Annotated in this window: 26 protein-coding genes and 1 pseudogene; 20 read left to right on the top strand and 7 right to left on the bottom strand. The window is 34.2% G+C overall.

Annotated features, from left to right (window positions below):
• Positions 1 to 190: 190 nt before the first annotated feature.
• The gene (locus tag KTQ83_RS07185) at positions 191 to 1,369 is read right to left on the bottom strand and encodes a pyridoxal phosphate-dependent aminotransferase (protein WP_217256397.1); all 1,179 of its coding nucleotides are present in this window, start codon (positions 1,367 to 1,369) and stop codon (positions 191 to 193) included.
• Positions 1,370 to 1,445: 76 nt separating this feature from the next.
• Here KTQ83_RS07185 and KTQ83_RS07180 point away from each other — a divergent pair, with 76 nt between their 5' ends.
• Positions 1,446 to 2,579: a DUF362 domain-containing protein gene (locus KTQ83_RS07180; protein ID WP_217256396.1), complete on the top strand. Its 1,134-nt coding sequence runs from the start codon at positions 1,446 to 1,448 to the stop codon at positions 2,577 to 2,579.
• A gap of 8 nt (positions 2,580 to 2,587) precedes the next feature.
• Here the strand turns inward: KTQ83_RS07180 and KTQ83_RS07175 are convergent, their stop codons facing one another.
• Positions 2,588 to 3,103, bottom strand: coding sequence for an ECF transporter S component (locus KTQ83_RS07175; protein ID WP_217256395.1), 516 nt, complete (start codon positions 3,101 to 3,103; stop codon positions 2,588 to 2,590).
• 21 nt (positions 3,104 to 3,124) lie between these two features.
• Positions 3,125 to 4,309 carry a MalY/PatB family protein gene (locus KTQ83_RS07170; protein ID WP_217256394.1) on the bottom strand — a complete coding sequence of 395 codons (1,185 nt, stop codon included), beginning with the start codon at positions 4,307 to 4,309 and terminating at the stop codon, positions 3,125 to 3,127.
• An 82-nt stretch (positions 4,310 to 4,391) separates the two neighbouring features.
• Here KTQ83_RS07170 and KTQ83_RS07165 point away from each other — a divergent pair, with 82 nt between their 5' ends.
• The 3 genes from KTQ83_RS07165 (at position 4,392) to KTQ83_RS07155 (ending at position 6,468) form a co-directional block, all read left to right on the top strand.
• Positions 4,392 to 4,808, top strand: a complete 417-nt coding sequence (locus KTQ83_RS07165; protein WP_217256393.1) for a hypothetical protein — start codon at positions 4,392 to 4,394, stop codon at positions 4,806 to 4,808.
• Between the two features lie 65 nt (positions 4,809 to 4,873).
• Entirely contained in the window at positions 4,874 to 6,139 is a 1,266-nt protein-coding gene (locus KTQ83_RS07160; protein ID WP_186998705.1) for an amidohydrolase, read from the top strand.
• Positions 6,136 to 6,468 carry an arsenate reductase family protein gene (locus KTQ83_RS07155; RefSeq protein WP_154555498.1) on the top strand — a complete coding sequence of 111 codons (333 nt, stop codon included), beginning with the start codon at positions 6,136 to 6,138 and terminating at the stop codon, positions 6,466 to 6,468. Before KTQ83_RS07160 ends, KTQ83_RS07155 begins: the two co-directional genes overlap by 4 nt.
• Here KTQ83_RS07155 and KTQ83_RS07150 read toward each other — a convergent pair.
• Positions 6,465 to 7,004 carry a DNA-3-methyladenine glycosylase I gene (locus KTQ83_RS07150; protein WP_186998706.1) on the bottom strand — a complete coding sequence of 180 codons (540 nt, stop codon included), beginning with the start codon at positions 7,002 to 7,004 and terminating at the stop codon, positions 6,465 to 6,467. The genes KTQ83_RS07155 and KTQ83_RS07150 overlap by 4 nt on opposite strands.
• An 89-nt stretch (positions 7,005 to 7,093) precedes the next feature.
• On the opposite strand from KTQ83_RS07150, the gene moaA reads away from it, so the two are divergent.
• The 16 genes from moaA (at position 7,094) to KTQ83_RS07070 (ending at position 19,314) form a co-directional block, all read left to right on the top strand.
• The gene (moaA, locus tag KTQ83_RS07145; protein ID WP_217256392.1) at positions 7,094 to 8,038 is read left to right on the top strand and encodes a GTP 3',8-cyclase MoaA; all 945 of its coding nucleotides are present in this window, start codon (positions 7,094 to 7,096) and stop codon (positions 8,036 to 8,038) included.
• Position 8,039: 1 nt separating this feature from the next.
• Entirely contained in the window at positions 8,040 to 8,516 is a 477-nt protein-coding gene (moaC, locus tag KTQ83_RS07140) for a cyclic pyranopterin monophosphate synthase MoaC (RefSeq protein ID WP_244975805.1), read from the top strand.
• On the top strand, positions 8,504 to 9,439 hold the full coding sequence (locus KTQ83_RS07135) for an MOSC domain-containing protein (protein ID WP_118115189.1): 936 nt from the start codon (positions 8,504 to 8,506) through the stop codon (positions 9,437 to 9,439). Before moaC ends, KTQ83_RS07135 begins: the two co-directional genes overlap by 13 nt.
• On the top strand, positions 9,420 to 10,115 hold the full coding sequence (modB, locus tag KTQ83_RS07130) for a molybdate ABC transporter permease subunit (RefSeq protein WP_117926143.1): 696 nt from the start codon (positions 9,420 to 9,422) through the stop codon (positions 10,113 to 10,115). The genes KTQ83_RS07135 and modB overlap by 20 nt, the downstream gene beginning before the upstream one ends.
• Positions 10,116 to 10,748: a sulfate/molybdate ABC transporter ATP-binding protein gene (locus KTQ83_RS07125; RefSeq protein ID WP_117926145.1), complete on the top strand. Its 633-nt coding sequence runs from the start codon at positions 10,116 to 10,118 to the stop codon at positions 10,746 to 10,748.
• Entirely contained in the window at positions 10,745 to 11,521 is a 777-nt protein-coding gene (modA, locus tag KTQ83_RS07120; protein ID WP_217256390.1) for a molybdate ABC transporter substrate-binding protein, read from the top strand. Before KTQ83_RS07125 ends, modA begins: the two co-directional genes overlap by 4 nt.
• A gap of 1 nt (position 11,522) precedes the next feature.
• Positions 11,523 to 12,536: a molybdopterin-binding protein gene (locus KTQ83_RS07115; protein WP_217256389.1), complete on the top strand. Its 1,014-nt coding sequence runs from the start codon at positions 11,523 to 11,525 to the stop codon at positions 12,534 to 12,536.
• A complete protein-coding gene (locus tag KTQ83_RS07110; protein ID WP_117926151.1) occupies positions 12,533 to 12,865 on the top strand; it encodes a winged helix-turn-helix domain-containing protein in 333 nt (110 codons plus the stop codon). The genes KTQ83_RS07115 and KTQ83_RS07110 overlap by 4 nt, the downstream gene beginning before the upstream one ends.
• Positions 12,858 to 13,079, top strand: coding sequence for a putative Se/S carrier protein (locus tag KTQ83_RS07105; RefSeq protein ID WP_117926155.1), 222 nt, complete (start codon positions 12,858 to 12,860; stop codon positions 13,077 to 13,079). The genes KTQ83_RS07110 and KTQ83_RS07105 overlap by 8 nt, the downstream gene beginning before the upstream one ends.
• Positions 13,079 to 14,107 carry a selenide, water dikinase SelD gene (selD, locus tag KTQ83_RS07100; RefSeq protein WP_186998713.1) on the top strand — a complete coding sequence of 343 codons (1,029 nt, stop codon included), beginning with the start codon at positions 13,079 to 13,081 and terminating at the stop codon, positions 14,105 to 14,107. The genes KTQ83_RS07105 and selD overlap by 1 nt, the downstream gene beginning before the upstream one ends.
• Positions 14,104 to 14,697, top strand: a complete 594-nt coding sequence (yedF, locus tag KTQ83_RS07095) for a sulfurtransferase-like selenium metabolism protein YedF (protein WP_217256388.1) — start codon at positions 14,104 to 14,106, stop codon at positions 14,695 to 14,697. The genes selD and yedF overlap by 4 nt, the downstream gene beginning before the upstream one ends.
• A gap of 5 nt (positions 14,698 to 14,702) precedes the next feature.
• Positions 14,703 to 15,494: a selenium-dependent molybdenum cofactor biosynthesis protein YqeB gene (gene yqeB / locus KTQ83_RS07090; RefSeq protein WP_217256387.1), complete on the top strand. Its 792-nt coding sequence runs from the start codon at positions 14,703 to 14,705 to the stop codon at positions 15,492 to 15,494.
• On the top strand, positions 15,481 to 16,572 hold the full coding sequence (locus KTQ83_RS07085; RefSeq protein WP_217256386.1) for an aminotransferase class V-fold PLP-dependent enzyme: 1,092 nt from the start codon (positions 15,481 to 15,483) through the stop codon (positions 16,570 to 16,572). The genes yqeB and KTQ83_RS07085 overlap by 14 nt, the downstream gene beginning before the upstream one ends.
• The gene (gene yqeC, locus KTQ83_RS07080) at positions 16,562 to 17,929 is read left to right on the top strand and encodes a selenium cofactor biosynthesis protein YqeC (protein WP_217256385.1); all 1,368 of its coding nucleotides are present in this window, start codon (positions 16,562 to 16,564) and stop codon (positions 17,927 to 17,929) included. Before KTQ83_RS07085 ends, yqeC begins: the two co-directional genes overlap by 11 nt.
• 14 nt (positions 17,930 to 17,943) lie before the next feature.
• Positions 17,944 to 18,735 carry a M15 family metallopeptidase gene (locus tag KTQ83_RS07075; protein WP_217256384.1) on the top strand — a complete coding sequence of 264 codons (792 nt, stop codon included), beginning with the start codon at positions 17,944 to 17,946 and terminating at the stop codon, positions 18,733 to 18,735.
• 78 nt (positions 18,736 to 18,813) lie between these two features.
• Entirely contained in the window at positions 18,814 to 19,314 is a 501-nt protein-coding gene (locus tag KTQ83_RS07070) for an RNA polymerase sigma factor (RefSeq protein ID WP_217256383.1), read from the top strand.
• Between the two features lie 177 nt (positions 19,315 to 19,491).
• Here the strand turns inward: KTQ83_RS07070 and KTQ83_RS07065 are convergent, their stop codons facing one another.
• The 3 genes and pseudogenes from KTQ83_RS07065 to KTQ83_RS12640 all read right to left on the bottom strand — a co-directional run.
• Positions 19,492 to 20,331, bottom strand: coding sequence for an HAD family hydrolase (locus KTQ83_RS07065; RefSeq protein ID WP_217285033.1), 840 nt, complete (start codon positions 20,329 to 20,331; stop codon positions 19,492 to 19,494).
• On the bottom strand, positions 20,321 to 21,484 hold the full coding sequence (locus KTQ83_RS12645; RefSeq protein WP_342367248.1) for a BglG family transcription antiterminator: 1,164 nt from the start codon (positions 21,482 to 21,484) through the stop codon (positions 20,321 to 20,323). The genes KTQ83_RS07065 and KTQ83_RS12645 overlap by 11 nt, the downstream gene beginning before the upstream one ends.
• Positions 21,485 to 21,964, bottom strand: a pseudogene (locus KTQ83_RS12640) (PRD domain-containing protein); the annotation flags it as partial.
• Positions 21,965 to 22,027: the final 63 nt, after the last annotated feature.

The raw sequence follows: 22,027 nt of genomic DNA, 5'->3' as shown, positions 1-22,027 counted from the left end.
AGATATTCTATCAGATTTTAAAAAGACTGTCGACAGTCACTTTGTCAACAGTCTGCGAAATGTTTCAATGAAACATTTCTCATTTTCGTTAAAACATACAAATAAACATTTGTGAATTTCGTTAAATATGTGTGTTGAACATTTTTAAAATTCGTGAGTGATTGTGATAAAAGACAAAACCGTTGGATTACTACCCAACGGTTTTTTTATAAGGCATTTTTGCACGCATATCTTTTAATCGATTTAATGCGGCAAGTAAGGTTTCATCTTTTTTCGCAAAGTGGAAACGAATATAGCGATTTTCCTTCTCTTTAAAGAAACTAGATCCAGGAACGGCCGCCACACCGACGTTTTTAATGAGATCCACACAGAAATCTAAATCTGAATCATAGCCAAATTCACTGATATCGACCATGACATAGTAAGCTCCTTGCGGTTCTGTATGCGGAATGTTCAATTCTTTTAAGCCATTGATGAATAAATCTTTCTTGTGTGTATATAGCTTTTGTAGTTCATCATAATAAGTATCACTAAATTCAAGCCCTACTACAGCTGCTTCTTGAAGTGGAGCTGCAGCACCAACGGTTAAAAAGTCATGTACTTTCTTGATTTGTTCGATGATATTTTCAGGGGCAATACAATAGCCTAAACGCCACCCTGTAATGGAATACGTTTTAGATAGGGAACTACAAGAAACGGTTCTTTCAAACATACCAGGTAAAGAAGCAAAATATGTATGTTTGTATGGTGCATATACAATGTGTTCATAAACTTCATCCGTAATCACATACGTATCATATTTTACGGCAAGACATGCGATATATTCCAATTCTTCTTTTGAGAACACTTTTCCGCAAGGATTACTTGGATTGCACAAAATCAAAGCTTTAGGATTTTGTTTAAACGCATTTTCTAATTCTTCTTTATCAAAGTTGAATACAGGTGGATGTAAAGGAACATAAATTGGATTAGCACCACAAAGGATGGAATCCGCCCCATAGTTTTCATAGAATGGAGAGAAAACAATCACTTTATCGCTTGGATCACAAATACTCATCATGGCTGCCATCATAGCTTCGGTACTTCCACAAGTGACAACGATGTTCTTGTTTGAATCTAAATCTAGATTCATGTATTTCGATTGTTTCTTGGCCAAGGCATCTCTAAAGTTTTGGGCACCCCAAGTAATCGCATACTGGTTAAAGTCTTCATGGGCAACTTCGCTTAAACGATTTAGAATTTCTTGTGGGGGATCAAAATCAGGAAATCCCTGCGATAGATTGATCGCATCATATTCATTTGCGATTCTTGTCATTCGACGAATTACAGAATCCGTAAATGTCTTGGTTCTTTTTGATAATTCTTTCATAATCACACTTCCTTTTTCATTTTTTGCATTGTATCATTTTTTGTGGAAATGTAAAATAAAATTGAGGTGATATTCGATGGAAAAATCTAAAGTATACTATACGGATTTTCATACCCGTAAATTAGGTGAGGGTCTACCTACAAAACTGCAATTGTTGGCTAAGAAAGCAGGAATTGCCAATTTGAATCTAGATGGAAAGTTTGTCGCAATCAAAATGCATTTTGGAGAATTAGGAAACATTGCATATTTACGCCCAAATTATGCACGTGCCATTGTGGATGTGGTAAAAGAATTAGGGGGAAAACCATTCTTGACCGATTGTAATACAATGTATCCAGGATCAAGAAAAAATGCTTTGGAACATTTGGAGTGTGCCTGGCAAAATGGATTTACTCCACTTACTGTAGGATGTCCAATTTTGATAGGAGATGGACTAAAAGGAACAGATGATATTGAAGTGCCAGTCGTTGGTGGAGAATATTGTCAAACAGCTAAAATAGGTCGTGCAATTATGGATGCCGATGTCTTTATTTCTTTGACACACTTTAAAGGTCATGAATCAACAGGCTTTGGTGGAACCATTAAAAATATTGGTATGGGATGTGGTTCGCGTGCAGGTAAAAAAGAACAACATTGTTCAGGTACTCCACATGTTGATGAAAAGCTATGTCGTGGTTGTAAACAATGCTTTAAAGAATGTGCGAATAATGGATTGGAATATGATGAAACAACACATAAGATGTATATCAATGAAACAAACTGTGTTGGATGTGGACGCTGTTTAGGGGCATGTAATTTTGATGCGATCTCCTTCAATAACTATAATGCGAATGAATTGTTGAATAAGCGTATGGCTGAATACACAAAGGCTGTTGTGGATGGACGTCCTAACTTCCATATTTCTTTGATTGTGGATGTTTCACCAAACTGTGATTGTCATGCCGAAAATGATTTACCAATTTTACCAAATATTGGAATGTTGGCATCTTTTGATCCACTTGCCCTAGATCAAGCCTGTGTAGATTTATGTATGAAGGCAAAACCAATGCCAGGATCACAATTAGATAAACATCTACATGATCCAAACTTCTGTGATCATCATGACCACTTCACAAATTCTACACCTGAATCAGAATGGAAATCTTGTTTAGAACATGCTCAAAAGATTGGTTTGGGAAATCGAGAATACGAGTTGATTGAAATGAAATAAACAGTAGCCTAGGCTACTGTTTTATTTAGGATACGAACTAAAATTGGAACGATGATCAATTGAATGATGATTCCAGGAAGGCAAGTGATAAAGCTTACCGTCATAAATACAGATAGTGTATAGCCTTGTGTACTTAGTACAAATGTGTTGATTAAGCCATTCACAATTCTTCCTGCAAGCATCGCAATAATTAAACTTATGTATAATTTGGGCATTTCGTTTTTGAAATTGATGTGTTTTTCACACAAGCCAGTAACTAAACCATATACAGCTAGTTCAATCATCATTTGGGGCAAAATCATGGCTGGAGGCATTCCTGTTGTCATACTTGAAAAAAATGGTGTAATAATTCCGCATGCCAAACCATAGGGAGCTCCACAAAATAAGCCACAAATCAATACAGGAATATGCATTGGTAAAAATACACTACCTCCATTTGGAATCACGTGAAAGGCCATTGGAAGTAATACGCCTAGGGCGATACATAAAGCGCAAGATACTAATTTTTTGGTTGTACTTTTCATAATCAGATTCCTCTTTTTTTATTAAAAAACAAATTTCTTTAAGCGAGAAAATGCTTCTTCCACTAAAATTGATGGTAAAGCTAAATTCATTCGAATTGTATTTGGATTCATAAATGGACGGCCATCTTGCCAACATACACCATAGTGAACCCCTTTCTTTAAAAGTTCATCCATCGTGATATCATGTGTATCTAAATACTTTGTGCAATCTAGATACAACATATATGTTCCTTCTGGCTTAATGACTTCAATGCCTTTGAAATTGTTGTGGATAAAATCAAGTGCATAATCTATATTATTCGAAATGACTTCATTTAATTCATTGACCCAATACAATCCCTCTTTACAATAAGCACCCATAAGAGCATGAACACTTAATATGTTAGGTGAATTGTAGTGAGATAAAGAGGCTTGTTTATTTAATCGATCACGAAGATATTTGTCGTAAACAATATGGTATGAACCGACTAAACCTGCAAGATTGAATGTTTTACTAGGGGCATAGGCCGCAATCGTTCTTTTCTTGGCATCTTCACTTATGGATTGCGTAGGAATATGTGTGTTTTCTTTACGTACTAGATCGGACCAGATTTCATCGCTAAAGACTAAAACATCATGTTTTTTACAGATATCCATAAATTTCTGGATTTCTTCTTTTTTCCATACTCTTCCTGTTGGATTGTGTGGGGAACAGAAAATCGCAAAATGGATATTATGTTTGATAATCTTCCTTTCAATATCTTCATAATCCATAGTCCAGATATCTTCTTTTTTTAACGGACTATCAATAATTTTTCTTCCCAAATTATTCAATGTGTGAATAAACCCAATATAACATGGTGACTGCACTAAAATGGGTTCGCCACTAGCACTAAAAGTCTCAAGTGCACTGGATAAAATACCAAGAACACCATTTTCATATCCGATAGCCTCTTTTTCCACATCTATGCCATGTGTTTCTTTTTGCCAGAATTGAATGGCTTTATAGTAATCTTCTGGTATTTCAAAATATCCAAAGTGAGGCTCATTGATTCTTTCGATCATTTGTTTTTGAATGTTTTCAAAAACAGGATAGTTCATATCTGCAACCCACATAGGGATTGTAGAAAAGTTTGGGTCTACCTCTACATCTTTAATAGGTAGAACATCAAGGGCAAGGGCATCATGTCCTTTTCGATTTAAAAGAGTTGTAAAATCGTATTTCATAATAAAAAAATTCTCCTTAACACAATAATAGTATAATTTTTCGGAATTTGAAATATTGAACGATATCATGTATAATGCTCGCATGACAGATAGTACTTCAACTTTAAAAAAGATTGTCGACTTATTGATTGACATCATCTATAAGACACATACCTATTTCTTGAGTATGAATGACTCATTTGAAGCACAATTATCTGATAAGCAACTTCACTTCTTGATTATTGGCTTGTTGGGTATCGGAATGCTTCTTGTGATTTATCCACTATTTAAGTGGATGGCTAAAAAGAACTTAACTGTTTTAATTAGTTGGTTCTACGTATTTACTGTACTTGTAGTTATTACGTTTGCGATTGAAATAGGCCAATGGTATTCGCATACAGGCGAAATTGACTTCAACGATATTTTGGCAGGTTTGGTCGGCTATTTTGCGATGTCCTTTATATTCCTGCTTGTGGTTGCGATTATCGAATTAATAAAATCGATTTTTAAGAAGAAATAATCAAAAGTTATTTCTTCTTTTTGATTCCATTTGTGGGATGATTAAATCAGAAAGAAGGAATGCTTATGCGCACACGATTTTATAATGCACGTATACTGACAATGAAGGATTTTGATGTTTTTTCAGGGGAAGTCTGGATAGAAGATAATAAGATTATATATGTAGGAAAAGTGAAAACTTCTACTTTTTGTTTTGACCGAGAAATAGATGTACACCAGAATCTAATTATGCCAGGATTTATTAATGCGCATACTCATTCTGGAATGACTTTTTTAAGATCAATGGCCGATGATATGCCTTTGCAGCAATGGCTAAAGGAAAGGGTATTTCCGATTGAGGAAAAACTAACACAAGAAGATATTTATTTCTTTTCAAAACTTGCGATATTAGAATATCTAACGAGTGGAATCACTACAAATTTTGACATGTATTTAAATCCTGAAGCAATTGTACATGCAAGTCTTGATATGAATTATCGAACGGTATTATGTGGTGCGGTTAATGATTTTTGTCTATCTGTAGAAGATGTAGAACGCTGCTTCAATGCATACAATCAAAAAAATAGTTTGATTTCTTATATACTAGGTTTTAGTCATGAATATACCAATTCAAAAGAAAAAATTCAACAAGTTGCAGCCTTATCTCATAAATATAAAGCGCCAGTTTATACACATTTAAGTGAAACAGAATATGAAGTTAATACATGCAAAGAAAAGACGGGACGCAGCCCTATTGAATACTTGTGTGATCTAGGTGTATATGACTATGGTGGAGGTGCATTTCATTGCGTACATATGAGCACGCATGATTTAGATTTATTCGCCAAAAAACATTTGAATGTCATCACAAATCCAGCATCCAATCTAAAACTAGCTAGTGGCATAGCTCCAATCCAATCGATGCTTCAACGAAATATCAATGTATGTTTAGGAACGGATGGTGCGGCAAGTAATAATTGTCTAGATATGTTTAGAGAGATGTTTTTAGTGACAGGACTAGCTAAATATAAAGAGAAGGATGCTTCTGCAGTCGATGCTTACGAAGTGTTGAAAATGGCGACAGTGAATGCTGCGAAAGCTTTACATTTAAATTGTGGTGTCTTAGAAGTTGGAAAGTTGGCAGATTTAATTATTTTAGATCTACATCAACCGAATATGCAGCCAATTAACAATGTCGCAAAAAATATTGTATACAGTGGATCTAAATTCAATGTAAAATGTACTATGGTCAATGGTAAAATTCTATATGAAGATGGACACTTTCATGTGGGATTTGAGATTGAGGCACTATATGATGAAGTACAAAAAAGGGTAGAGAGGTTAATGCGATGAATATACAGATTTTTGGGAAAAACAAATGCTTTGATACAAAGAAAGCACAACGCTATTTTAAAGAAAGAAATATTAAGTTTCAGTTTATTAATTTAGACGAAAAAGAAATGAGTAAGAAAGAATTTGAGAGTGTGCTTAGACAAGTTGGCATTGATTCCATGATTGATCCAAAGGCTAAGGATAAAGAATTATTGACAATGTTGAATTACTTGTCGAATAAAGAAGATAAAGTGTATCTCAATCAGCACATATTAAAAACGCCAATCGTGCGTAACGGCAAATTGGCGACAGTAGGCTACGAACCAAATGTTTGGAAAACATGGGATTAGTCTTTGTATAAGAAACAATCTTTTTCATGAGAATAAATCACACCGATGGCTTGAAGAAAGGAGTATATAATGGTACTTCCTACAAACTTCATGCCTCTTTTTTTTAAATCATTTGATATGGAATCTGAAAGAGTCGATGTAGTTTTTCCTGTTTCATAGATAATCTTTCCATGTGTAAAAGTACATAAATAATTATAAAAAGTTTGATACTCTTCTTGAATGGATTTAAAAATCTTCGCATTTGAAATACTTGCTTTGATCTTTAATTTGTTACGAATGATATTAGGATTGTTTCTTAATTGTTCTATTTTTTCTTCATCAAATTCAATCACTTTATCAATGTCAAAATCTTCATAAGCCTCTTTAAAAGCTTCTCTTTTATTTAGAACACACTGCCAACTAAGACCTGCCTGAAAAGATTCAAGGATCAACATTTCAAATAGATATTTTTCATCTATATTCAGTTTTCCCCATTCATAATCATGATATTCAATATATTTTGGATTGTTTAGATTACACCACGTACACCGTTTCATAATTTCATTTTAAAGTAGATAAAATGTGAACTCAATGATAAAATTGAATCAGTTGGTTATTCTCACTTGAGAATAACGGGAAGGATTTTATGCAAGATTCATTTGGTCGAAATATAAATTATATGCGAATCTCATTAACTGACAGATGTAACTATGCTTGTTACTACTGCAAGCCAGACATTTCAAAACATCTTTGTCATTCAGATATATTGACGTATGAACAACTTTTAGATATTTGTAGATGTGCCATTACTTTAGGAATCACTCGATTTAAAATCACGGGTGGAGAACCCACACTTCGTAAAGGCTATATTGATTTTATTTGCAGGTTAAAAGAATTGGATGGAGTTGAACAAGTAACTCTCACAACCAATGGAAGTTTATTTTCTTTTACAGATTTAGATGAACTAAAAAAAATAGGGCTTGATTGTATTAACTTTTCAATTGACACACTCGATGAATCTGAATATTTGAAGATATGTAAAAAGAACAATTTGAAGAAGGTTCTTTCAAATCTAGAATATGCCTATCAGATTGGAATCCCTGTGAAAGTGAATTGTGTTGTGGACAATCTATTTTCGCTTTCTCGATTTGAATCTATGTTAGAACTCATCAAAGATAAAAAGATTGCGTTGCGATACATTGAATTGATGCCACTAAAATATAGTGATCGAAACTCCAAAATGAATGAACTGATTGAATATGTACAAAAGAATTATACATTAAATGCATATAATAATAAGCTTGGCAATGGACCAGCTCATTATTATACAATACCAGAGTTTCAGGGATATATTGGTTTTATTGAAGCGTTACATAATAAATTTTGTGGTCAATGCAATCGCGTGCGCTTAAGTAGTGTAGGACGATTGAAATTATGTTTATTCCATAGTGATGGAGTGGATTTAAAACCTTATCTAAATGATTTGGAAGAACTAGAAAAAGTGATGAAAGAGTGGATATTCAAGAAGCCTAAGGAACATCATTTTGAAGAAGAACATTCGTCGACGGTGATGAATGAAATTGGAGGTTAAAATGGAATTAACACATTTTGATGAACATGGAAATGCATGCATGGTGGATGTAAGTGAAAAGGATGTTACTTCAAGAAGTGCTTGTGCGGTTGGAAGTATATTGGTAAATGAAGAAATTCTAAATAAAATTGAGCAGAACGACATGAAAAAAGGAGATGTATTAGGTGTAGCTCGTATTGCCGGAATTATGGGTGTAAAAAAGACGAGTGAGTTAATTCCTTTATGTCATCCTTTAATGATCAATAAGGTGAATATTGATTTTGATGTTGATAGAGCAAATTGTTTGATCTATGCCTACTGTACCGTGAAGTGTAATGGAAAAACGGGTGTAGAAATGGAAGCTTTGACAGGTGTAAACGTTTGTCTTCTGACAATTTATGACATGTGTAAAGCTGTAAGTAAAGATATGGAAATCAAAAATGTACATTTGGTTTCTAAATCAGGTGGAAAAAGTGGAGATTTTGTATGGAAGGAATAATTAAAGCTATTTGTATTAGTGAACAAAAAGGAACAGAAAAACATCCGGTTCAAGATATTGATATTATTGAGAATCATGGATTAGAAAATGATGCGCATGCGGGTAAATGGCATCGCCAAGTTTCTTTATTATCTTATGAAAAGCGTGAAGAATTTAAAGCTAAAGGAGCTGATGTAGAGGATGGTGCCTTTGGCGAGAACTTACTTGTATCAGGTATTGAATTCACAAGTTATCCAGTAGGAACACAATTTAAGATTGGGGATGTATTACTAGAACTGACGCAAATAGGCAAAAGCTGTCATTCGCACTGTGCAATCTATCATCAAGTTGGTCAATGTATTATGCCTCATCTAGGTGTATTTACGCGTGTAATACATGGTGGGCATATTTGCGTTGGAGATACCGTTGAAGTCATTGAAAATAAAGATTCTAGAATGCGTGTAGCCGTATTGACATTAAGTGATAAGGCAAGTACTGGACAAAGAAAAGATGAGAGTGGTCCATTAATTGAAAAGATCATGACAGAACATGGATACAATGTGACAAGTGTGACAGTGATTGCGGATGATGAAAATGAAATTGTTTCGCAACTCATCAATTTAAGTGATCGTTGCCAAAATGATTTAATTCTTACAACCGGAGGTACCGGACTTAGTATTCGTGATGTGACGCCAGAAGCCACAATGAAAGTTATGACAAGAAATGTTCCAGGTATTAGTGAAGCATTGCGCTATGAATCGATGAAATATACAAATAAGGCCATGTTGTCTCGTGGTGCAAGTGTATTAAGAAATCAGACTTTGATTATTAACTTGCCAGGAAGTCCTAAGGCAGTAAAGGAAAGTCTAGATATTATTTTAGGACCATTAAAACATGGCTTAGAAATTATGAAGGGTGAAGCGAGTGAGTGCGCAAGGAAGTAATTTAGATTTAACTCCAATCTGGATATCTTTAAAAACGGCAAGTATCACAATTGTGATCACATTTATTCTTGGTTTACTGGCGGCATGGTGGATTTATTCAAGAAAGAGCGAAGCTTTGAAAATGGTCTTTGATGGAATCTTTACTTTGCCTATGGTTTTACCACCTACAGTAGCTGGATTTTTCTTGTTGATGATCTTTGGCGTAAATCAACCTATAGGAAAATTTTTTATGAGTGCATTTGGCATTCGCATCGCATTTAGCTTTAGTGCGACTGTGATCGCAGCGGTGGTTATTTCATTTCCACTCATGTATCGAAATGCCAGGGGTGCCTTTGATCAAGTGGATACGGATTTAGTGTATGCCGCAAGAACTTTAGGAATGAGCGAATGGAACATCTTCTTGAAAGTGTTGATTCCCAATGCTTTACCAGGAATTATTAGTGGTGGTGTCCTTGCGTTTGCGCGTGGCTTAGGTGAGTTTGGTGCAACGGCGATGCTTGCAGGAAACATCATTGGAAAGACAAGAACACTTCCTGTAGCTGTATATAGTGAAGTGATGAGTGGAGATATGGAATCAGCTGCCTTTTATGTGTGGGTGATCATTGGCATTTGTTTTACAGCTGTGATTTTGTTGAATCTATATCAATTGTATGTTCGAAAGAAAAGGAGTTTCTAAATGTTGGAAGTACAAATATATAAGAAGCTTGCAGAATTTGATTTAGACGTTTCCTTTCAAGTGCACGACAATATTTCAGGGCTTATGGGAGCTTCAGGGTCTGGCAAAAGTATGACATTAAAATGTATAGCTGGAATTGAAACGCCAGATCAAGGACGGATTGTATTAAATGATCGTGTTTTATTTGATTCAGAAAAGAAAATAAATGTACCGATTCAAAAACGAAATGTGGGCTATATGTTTCAAAGCTATGCTCTATTTCCCAATATGGATGTATATGAAAATATTAGTGTGGGATTAAGGGCTAGAAAAGTAAATGATGTGGATATTGTGGTCAGGAAAGTGATGAAACAATTTCAAATTAGTGAACTTGCTTCAAGATATCCCAAACAATTATCCGGTGGACAAAGACAGAGGGTGGCATTGGCTCGTTTAATGGCTTATGAACCAGATGTTCTTTTATTGGATGAACCATTTAGTGCTTTAGATGAAGATTTAAAGGAAGATTTATTAAGGGAACTTAAAAGTGAGCTTCAAATTTCAAAACCGGTTGTTTTTGTATCACACAATGAAGAGGAAGTAAGTGAGTTGTGTGATTTTAAATATAAAATAAAACTAGGAGAGATCGTATGAAAAAAGGCTTAAGTGTTTTATTGGCTGGGGTCATGGCCATAAGTTTATATGGGTGTAGTTCAAATGAATCAAAGGAACAAGTAAAACTAACAATTGCGGCAGCCGCAAGTTTGGAAAACGCATTTGAAGATGAATTGATTCCTATGTTTGAAAAAGAGTATCCAAATGTAACGATTGAAGGTGTATATGATAGTAGTGGAAAATTACAGCTTCAAATTGAAAAAGGATTAGATGCCGATGTATTTTTTAGTGCAGCTACAACACAGATGAACGCTTTAAAAGATGAAGATTTAGTAGATGCAGATTCGATTTCAAATGTATTAGAGAATAAATTGGTATTGATCAAAGGAAAAGACAGCACTACAACAGTCACTGGATTTGATAATATTAAAGATGCTTCAATTATTGCGATTGGAGATCCAGAAGTGGTTCCTGCAGGAAGCTACGCAAAGGAAGCTTTGACAAATTTAGGTGTATGGGATTCAATTCAAGATCGTTTAAGCTTAGCGGGAAATGTAACGGAAGTATTGTCTCAAGTTGAAACACAAAATGCAGAAATTGGTTTAGTTTACGCGACAGATGCTGCAAGTAGTGATAAAGTAGAGGTAGTGGCAGAGTGCGATAATTCATTATTAGCTACACCAGTACTATATCCAGTTGGTCATATATCTAGTACAAAGCATAAAGATGAAGCCAATTCATTGATTGAATTCTTAAAGAGCGATAAAGCTTTAAAAGTATTCAAAAAATACGGATTTAAAAAAGGAGAATAACATGAAATTAATCAAGACACAGGATGCCGTAGGGCATGTACTTTGTCATGATATAACGCAAATCATTAAGGGTGTCACAAAAGATGCCCTTTTTCGTAAGGGTCATATTGTGACAGAAGAAGATATTCCTTTATTGTTGTCAGTTGGAAAAGAACATTTATATGTTTGGGAAAATGACGAGAGCATGATGCATGAAAATGATGCGGCTATGGTTTTACTAGATATGTGTAAAAATGAACACATGTCGTATGGTGAGATCAAAGAAGGAAAAATCGAATTAAAAAGTGAGATTCACGGGTTGTTGAAAGTAGATCGTAATGCTTTGTTTACAGTAAATTCATTTGGACAGATGATGATCGCAACAAGACATGGAAACACAGTAGTAAATCCGGGTGATAAACTTGCGGGTATGCGTATTATTCCTTTGGTGATTAAAAAGGAAAAGATGGATAAAGTTAGATCACTCATCACATCTCCTATTCTTGAAATTAAGCCATTTGTATTAAAGAAAGCGGCTGTGATCACAACAGGAAGTGAAGTGTATAAAGGAAGAATTCAAGATACATTTACACCAGTTATTCAAGCTAAATTGGCTGAGTTTGGTTGTGAAATGGTGTATCATGCGATTTGTGATGATGACGATAAAATGGTGACAGAAAAAATCAATGAAGCATTGACACAAGGGGTAGATATTGTACTTTGTACAGGTGGAATGAGTGTGGATCCAGATGATCGAACGCCACTCGCAATCAAGAACACAGGTGCCAATATAATTAGCTATGGTTCTCCAGTTCTTCCTGGTGCTATGTTTTTACTTTCTTATAAAGGAGAAGTCCCAATTGTTGGTCTTCCCGGATGTGTTATGTATGCCAAAAGAACGGTATTTGATTTAGTACTTTGTCGTTTACTTGCCAAGGATGTAGTGACATATGAAGAATTGTGTGATTTAGGTGAAGGTGGATTGTGCTTAGGATGTGATATTTGCACATATCCAAATTGTGGATTTGGAAAATGAGATATAAACTAAAAATTCAAATTGGTAATAATGAACCAAATTTTGGCAAGGGCGTTGTAGAACTATTGGAATTATGCGATAAGTATGGTTCTCTATCAAAGGCTTATAAAGAAATGGGAATGTCAAATTCAAAGGCTTGGAAAATCATCAAAAGAGCTCAAGAAGATTTGGGTTATGAACTGGTTCATACGACGAGTGGTGGAAGTCTTGGTGGAGGCTCGCAATTGACTTTAGAAGGAAAAAAATTGGTACGTAAATATAAATTGTTTCAAGAAAAAATAGAAATGTATTCCGAACACGTGTTTAAGGAAGTATTTGAAAATGAATAAAGAGGAAGTATTGATTATTACTTTTAAAAGTATTCAAGATGTTCTAGATTTGGAGTCTAAGACAAAAAACGGGCGTATGATACCTGTTCCAAGTTGTGTTAAGGCAGGATGTGGCATGTGTTTTATGTCGAAGGATCTAGATGAGGAAAAGTGGAAACTCTTTTTAGAAGAACAAAATGTTTTGTATGAGGATATAGTAAGGGTGAATTTTTGATGAATGAAAAAATATATTGTAAGAGTGGTGGATGTAGTGCTAAATTGGGCGCAAAGAAATTGAGTCATATTCTAGAAAAAATTGATTCTTATAAAGACAGTAATGTTTTGGTTGGATTTGATTCAAGGGATGATGCGGCAGTTTATCAAATCGATGAGAATCATGCGCTTGTATCTACTTTGGATTTCTTTCCACCTATGGTAGAAGATCCATATTTGTATGGTCAGATTGCAGCAACAAATGCACTCAGTGATATTTATGCGATGAATGGTACGCCTAAAACAGCTTTAAATATTGTGTGTTTTCCAGACAATGAGGATTTGAATATTTTAGGTAAAATCATTGAAGGAGGAAATTCTAAGCTGGTTGAAGCTGAGTGTGCACTAGCTGGAGGGCATTCCATTCGTGATGATTCAATTAAATATGGTTTGAGTGTAACTGGTTTGGTAAATCCAAAAGACGTAAAGAAAAATAATGGCACACAATGTGGGGATGTCTTGATTTTGACGAAGCCTTTAGGTGTTGGTTTGACTTTAAATGCGTTGCGTATGAATGATTGTTCTAAAGAAATGCAGGAAAGAGTCTTTAAAAGTATGACTACATTAAACAAGTATGCTTGTGATGTTTTAAAAAAATATGATGTGCATGCTCTAACCGATGTAACGGGTTTTGGCTTGTTGGTGCATTTAAATGAGATGTTAGACGAAAAAAATAGTGCAGTGATTTATAAGGATTCGATTCCATATTTTGATGACTGTCAAAAGTATGTCGAAGAATTTTATTTAAGTGGGGCTGCCCAGACCAATCGCAATAGTGTAGAGGGTAAGATTAGTTTTGATTGTGATTTCTTTACAGAAGAAATCTTGTTTGACCCACAAACGAGTGGTGGCTTATTAGCTAGTGTATCTAAAGCGGATTTAGAAATGCTAGAGAAAGATTTTAAGGAAAATAATCTTGAATTGTATGTTGTGGGTGAAGTCATTGAGAAAAATGAATATAATGTATATGTAAGAGGTAGGAAGATATGAAAACTTTAGATTGTAGAGGCTTAGAGTGTCCACTTCCAGTTGTAAAGACAAAGGAAGCTTTAAAAGAAGAAAATGTAGTTTCAACAATTGTGGATAATGAGATTGCGGTTGAAAACTTGACGAAGTTTGCGAAAGTAAAGAATTATACGGTAAATTCTAAAAAAGAGGGTAAGGATTATATTGTTGAAATTTCAAAGGGTGATGAAGAAGCAGATTTTGAAGTGGAATACACATATGCGGACTGCAGCTTGGCTAAGCCTAAAATGGTTGTTGTGTGCGCAAGTAATGTGATGGGTTCAGACCTGGATTTAGGTGCGATTTTAATGAAATCATTTATTTTCTCTTTGACAAAACAAGATGTTTTGCCAGATGAAATGATTTTCTATAATGAGGGTGTAAAAATCACAACGACAAAGAGTGAAACTTTAGAAGATTTAAAATATTTAGCGGATAATGGAGTAGAAATTGTAAGTTGTGGAACTTGCTTGGATTTCTTCCATTTAAAAGAAGAACTTCAGGTTGGTTCAGTCACAAATATGTATGATATTGTAGAAAGAATGGAGAAGGCTGATAAAATTATCAAGCCATAAGGATTATGAATAAATGTGTTATTGTGCGTGGTGGAGGAGACATAGCGACAGGGACAATATATAAACTTGTAAAAAGTGGATTTCAAGTATTGGTGCTAGAAGTTGAAAAACCAAGCGCAATACGAAGAAATGTTGCCTTTTGTCAGGCTGTGTATGAAGGAAAATTTACGGTTGAAGATATGACGTGTGTTTTAGTTTCAACGATAGAAGAAGCTAAAGCAGTGATGGCTAAAAATCAAGTCGCAATGATGGTAGATCCAAATGGTGAAACGATTTCTAAAATAGAACATATTGCCTTGGTGGATGCGATTCTTGCCAAGAAGAATTTAGGTACGACAATAGATATGGCACCTATCACAATTGGTTTAGGCCCTGGTTTTTGTGCAGGCAAAGATGTGCATGTGGTTGTGGAAACGATGCGTGGACATAATCTAGGAAGACTGATCTACCAGGGACATGCTTTGCCAAATACGGGTGTTCCTGGAAATATTAAGGGATATTCTAAAGAAAGAGTGATTCATTCTCCTTGTGCAGGTGTATGTCACAATGTCAAAAAGATTACAGATATCGTTGAAAAAGGAGAAATTATTGCGTATATCGATAAAACACCAGTGTATGCGAGCATGTCAGGCTTACTTAGAGGATTGATTCAGGATGGATACAATGTAACATCTGGATTTAAAATGGCAGATATTGATCCTAGAGTGGATGAATATCAGAATTGTTTTACAATTTCTGACAAGGCACGTTGTATTGGTGGAGGTGTTTTGGAGGCGATACTGCATGGTTTATCTTGATCAGGCTGCGACTAGCTTTCCAAAACTAGATGTAGTCAAACAAGCGGTAATGGATGCATTAGGTGTGGCAGGCAATGCGAATCGTAGTTCAAATATGGATTCTTCACGTTTGATTTTTGCGGCAAGAAGAAATATTGCACAGCTTTTTGGACTCTCTGATTTTCACCGTGTTATTTTAAATGGTGGAAATACCGAGAGTTTAAATACTTGCATTAAAGGAATCTTAAAAGAAAATGATCATGTGATCACTACGTATGCGGAGCACAATAGTGTGCTTCGTCCTTTATACGAGTTAGAAGAAAAGGGAATAATCACATTAACGATATGTGCTCCTTATTTAGAGGATATTAAATGCCATATTCAAAAAAATACTCGAATGGTTATCGTGACACACAGTTCAAATGTGACAGGTGAAATTTTTGATGTGGATTCCATTGGAAAGTATTGTAAAGAATGTGGCATTCTTTTTATGGTGGATGCGGCTCAAAGTGCAGGTCATATACCAGTATCTATGGAAAATATTGATGTTTTATGTTTTAGTGGCCATAAAGGTCTATTAGGGATTGGTGGTATTGGTGGTTTTTGCGTAAAGGACATTGAAGTAAAGCCATTGATTTCTGGTGGAACGGGCATAGATTCTTTTAATCCACAAATGCCAGAGGCGTATCCAGAACATTTAGAGGCGGGAACACAGAATCTTGCAGGAATTGCAGCTTTAAATGCAGGGGTTCAATATGTTTTATCACATCAAAAAGCGATTGTGGAAAAGGAACACTTTTTACTTCAAAAATTATATGAAGGTTTAACAGGGGATGTAGAGTTTTATTCATCTTTAGAAAATTCTACGCCTATTGTGGCTTTGAATATTCCAGGTAAAGATAGTGCTTATGTGAGCGACTTATTGAATTATAAGTATGGTATTGTGACACGTTGTGGAGCGCATTGTGCTCCATTAATGCATAAACATTTAAAAACAGAAGAACAGGGAATTGTACGCTTATCTGTATCTTTTCAAAATACAATAGAAGATGTGGATTTTGTGGTGCGTGCAATTCAGGAGATTTCAAATGATCATTAGTGTAATTGGTTCAGGTGGAAAAACAACGTATATCCGTGAGTTAAAAGATAAATATGTTTCTATGAATAAAACCGTTTTAATGTGTACAACGACGCATATGTTGATTGAAGAAGATACATTGGTAGATCCTGGTTATGATGAAATAATGCATAGAATTGAAACATATGGATATTGTCATGCGGGAAATCGGTGTGGTGACTTGAAAATTGAGGCGTTAGATGAAGAGTTGTTTAATCAATTAAAACAAGTGGTGGATGTGATACTGATTGAGGCAGATGGTTCTAAGCATTTACCTTTAAAATATCCAAACGTGAATGAACCAGTTCTTGATTCAGATACGGATGAGGTTGTGTTGATTTCAAATCTAAATGGATTAAATCAACCAGTAAAAGATGTGGTACATCGTTATGAACTTGCAAATTTAGATCCGAATGAACTTGTAACACCTAGAATTATGCAAGATTTAATACGTGCTTATTTAAAGAAACTAAATAAACCTGTAAAGATTCATGTGAACGGGGCTATGGATTTGTATACGCGTTGTGTAAGAGTTTTATTAGAAGAAAATGTCGATGTGAATATCATCCAAAAGGAATGGTTTAATATGCAGCCTAAGCTTGTGATTTTAGGCTGTGGACATGTCAGTCAATATTTAGCTAAAATGGCTAGTATATTAGAGTTGTATACGATTGTGATTGACAATCGTAAAGAATTTGCGAATCGGGAATGTTTTCCAACCGCAAATGAAATTCATTGTATCGATTATGATCAAATGGATTCTGTATTGCCAGATGAAGAGAATGCTTGTTATGTGATAGTGACAAGAGGACATAAAGATGATCGTCTTTGTCTAGAAAAGACGATTCGTAAACCTCATTTATATTTGGGTATGATTGGAAGCAAGGGAAAAGTAAAAAAGACTTTTGATGCTTTGATTGAAGAAGGATATTCTAAGGAAGAAGTATCGAATGTGCATGCTCCAATTGGCTTAGATATTAAGGCACAGACGCCTGCTGAGATATCAATCAGTATTTTAGCGGAGCTTATTGAAATAAAAAACGCAAAGTTTAGTTCGAGTGTTTCGAAAGAATTATTAGAATCCAATGTTCATGGAACTTTATGTATCATTATTGATAAAAAGGGGTCAGCACCAAGGGGGGTCGGCAGTATGATGTTAGTGCATAAAGATGGAGTCATTGATACGATTGGCGGAGGAAAAGTCGAGTATCAGGCTATTTTAGATGCCAAAGAATGTAAAGAAGTTATGATCAAGGAATATGATTTATCCAATGCAGAAAGTGCTACATTAGGCATGATTTGTGGTGGATATAATAAAGTCTTGTTTATACCGGTGTAGAGGAGGAATTGGATTTGAAGAAAAGAAGACGAGTAAGAAAGTCAGCGGTTTTTGTGATTTTTGTATTACTTTTGATTATTGCGTTGTTGATTTCGATAATCGCAAAAAAAGTTAGTGATAATCAGGTAAGTGAACCTAAACAAGAAAAGACAACAGAAACAAAAAAAGAGAATAAGAAGAAACAAACAAATTTACCAAAGGTGAAAAAAATAGATCAAAGTGGCGACCCATATGAGAATACAGTAACAGTTTCGAATTTAGATTCAATCTATATTCTTGTGAATAAGTATTCAGGTTTACCAGAAGATTATGAACCAAGTGATTTAGTTCAGGTACCTTCGAGTGGTGAAAATGAGAATGTGCGCATGCGAAAAGAAGCGGCAGAGGCATTTGAAAAGTTGATCGAGGCGGCATCAAACGAGGGATTTATTTTGAATGCTTGTTCAGCTTATCGTTCTTATGCATACCAAACAGATTTATTTAATAATGGAGCTGCAAGCTACGGCGAAGAATATGCGGATCGTTATTGGACAAGACCAGGGTTTAGTGAACATCAGTCTGGTTTAGCAGTTGATATTCGTATGGACAATGATTGTAGTGATTTAGATGCCGTTCGATATAATTCGCACTATAATTGGTTGTTAGAAAATATGCATACATATGGCTTTATTTTGCGTTATCCTGATGATAAAGAAGACAAAACAAAAATTGCTCCAGAAAGCTGGCACTTGCGTTATGTGGGTGTAGATTTGGCAACGTATTTGTATGAGAATAACTTAACTTTAGATGAATATTATGGAGCTTAGGCAATCATTGGATTGCCTTTTTTGATTTATCAAATGATGTGTTGTATACTAAAAATAACATATATAAAGGATTAAACTATGAATATAGATAAAAAGATAATAATGGGTGTAAGAAATAAGGATGCGGATGCGAAGAAAGAGCTTATTTCATTGACGCGAAATCATTTGGTACAAACAATTTATAAGCGTTATATTGGTTTAGAGGAAAAAGAAATCAATGACATCTTACAGGCAACGTATACATACGCATTTATGAATATGGATAAATTGAGTGATGATAAGAATTTTTTGAAGTGGATCACGGTTTTGTTGAATAAACAATTGCGTGAGTATATGCAGGCTAAAGAACATACAGGTATAACTACGGCTTTACGTGGACTTCCTCAATATAGACAATCGGATGTGGATGATTGTTTAAATGAGATGCCAGAAAATCAAAAGACAGTGACAATCATGCATTGTCTAGGAAAATTGAAAGAGAAGGATATCGCAAATCGTTTAAAGATGAGTGAAGAGGGAGTGGCTCGTTTGTTGAAGAGCGGTAAACAAAAAGTAAAGGATGTATTAGATAAGAAGTGACAATTATGGCAATCGGTTTGGTTACCGTTTATTAAAATGAATTTTATTAAAATTGATTTTAATAAAAACTATTTTAATAAAAGTATAAAGAATAATGCTATTTCGTAGTGAAGATGTATTAGATAAGACTTCAGATCGTGTGATTTGAAGTCTTTTGTTTTATATGGGCTTGCGTAGCTAATCAGCTAGGTTGAAATGTTTAAGTGCATAGGCTAATCCATCATCTGATATATCTTTTGTGGTGAAGTCAGCTACTTTTTTACATTCATCGGCACCATTTCCCATGCATATACTAAGTCCTGCGGCTTGTAAGATGTCTAGATCATTTAGACTATCTCCAATTACAACTGTGTCTTCAATTGCTTTGTTTAAATAGCTTGTGATTTGTTTTAGACCAGTAGCTTTTGTGAGTCCTTTTATGGATATTTCGCCATTGTATAAATCTAAATGGTTGTTTTTATACATAAATCCAGTGAGCGAGTCTGGGATTTTTTGGAATAGTTTTTCACACGACTCTTTGTTTTTAGTGAAGATGGATATTTTAACCACTTCTTTTAAATCTTGTTCTTTCATTTCTTCAAATGGAAAACAATTGTTTTTAGCCATCATTGCGCGGCTTAATTCAGAATCTTCGTTATTTTTAAACATAAGACCAGATAAACAAATAAATGCTTCTTCACTAAGATAATTCTTATGAATTCCATCTAGTGAAAATCCTATATTATTGACTAACATGAATTGAATTAAGTTGATTAATTCTTTTTGTGGATAGGTCTTGCAATAAATGGGTTTGTTTTCAACGTAAACCACGGCTCCACAAGAAACAATCATACCATCTAATGGAAAATCAAGTATTTCTTTATCAATGTCGGCATAGGGCCTTCCTGTGCTTAAAAATATTTTATGCTCCTTTGATTTTGCGCTTAAGATAGCTTCTTTAGCACTTTCTGGAATATCATCCTTTTTGTGATCAAATAGTGTTCCATCGATGTCTATGAAGATTAATTTATGATTCATAGTCATTTTCTTTTTCTCCTAATGCAGTGTATATAATCGATTTAAATTCATCAAAAGAAATACAATTTCTTATTTCTTGAATCACCTTATCTTCACTGAATAAAGAAATGAGTGATTCATATAAAGCGCGGAACGATCTTCTATCAGCTTTGTTTATGGCTAACAATAATACGACATGGACAATGTTAGAATCCCATTGAAATCCTTCTTTTGAAACGGCTACCGCAATACTTGTTTTAATGGCATTCATTTCAACGGAATGAGGTATGGCCACATTACCAAATGCAGTACCAGCTGCATTCTCTCTTTTGTAGACACTTTCTTCAAAACTTGTATCTACATAATTTTGTACAAGTAAACAATCGCATAGTTTAGCTAGAACTTGTTTTTTGTTTTTGAGTTTTGAATCTGCTACAAATAGATCTGGTTCAAAAAAGTCATTAAATTTAACTTTCAATTTTCTGTCTCTGTATTTTTCTTGTGATTGTAAAATAGCATTTTGAATTATAGAGAATTGACTATTTAAATTTAAAGGAGATATCGAAACAATATCTAAAGGTTCATTTGTATTTGTGTTAATGATTGTATTGGTTACAGGAATTGTAGTGAATAGTATAGAAACTGGATTGTTTAAGGTGCAAAAATCATTTTCGTTATGGATAGATCCAACCATATTTAATTGATTGCCAAAATTTAACATCAAACTATTCATGATTTGATCAGCCATATTATGATAGTTTGGACATAAAATTGCGACTGGCACTTTATCCTTGTTATCGGCCTGTCTTTCAATTTCAGAGCCTATGTGCATAGCTAAAAATGAAGTCTCGTCTTCATTGATTTTAATATTAAAACGTTCTGCCAAATCTAAAGAAATATAGATTGCGATATCAAAAATTAATGGACTATTATTTTTAATAATTTCAGCCATTGGATTTGATGTGTATTTACCAGATTGTGCTCTTAATAACAAGTTCTTTAAATGTAATGTAAAAGGTGTTTTAAAGGCTTTGCTGGAAAGATCCACCATATAAATATTGTTGATGTCTTCAACATATTTATCGATTAATTCAATAATACTATCACCAACTAATTCTTTTAGTTTCTTAGATGATTCTTCAATAGAAAAATTAGCATTTGTTTTGAAAAGCATATATATTTCAAAACGCTCATATTTGTTGATGGAAATATCAAATGTTGTTTCTAATTGTTCTATAAATTCATTCAAGAAATTTAATTCAACTTGATTATCAATACTTACTTCATTTTGTCCATCATTTAATTCATTTCCATTTAATTCTCTGTCTACAATAATCAATAGATGTAATAAAAGGTTCATTGAGGAAAAGTCATTTAAATAGTAATTATATTTTTTGAATGTAGTGAAAATAATATTTTGAAGTTTTTCTACATTGATTGATGCAAAATTATCTTTTAATACATTCACATTCATAATGCTCGATTTGGATTCTTCATTAATAACATAGGATAATAATTTTCTTTTATTGATTTCATCACCTTTGATACGAACACAATCATGTTCACAATAAAATTCAAGGTTATAAGAAGAATATGTTTTATTCATTTTTGAAATAATAGATTTAATAGTTGAATAGCTTACGCAAAGGCTATCGCATAAATTGGTACTACGTCAAGAAAAAGGACTCATAAAATAGATAAATTTTAAATTCTAATG

The organism is Holdemanella porci (genome assembly GCF_019052655.1).
Taxonomy (GTDB): Bacteria; Bacillota_I; Bacilli_A; order Erysipelotrichales; family Erysipelotrichaceae; genus Holdemanella; species Holdemanella hominis.
Note: the sequence above shows the minus strand (reverse complement) of the source record. Positions and strands in the feature narration are given on the sequence as shown.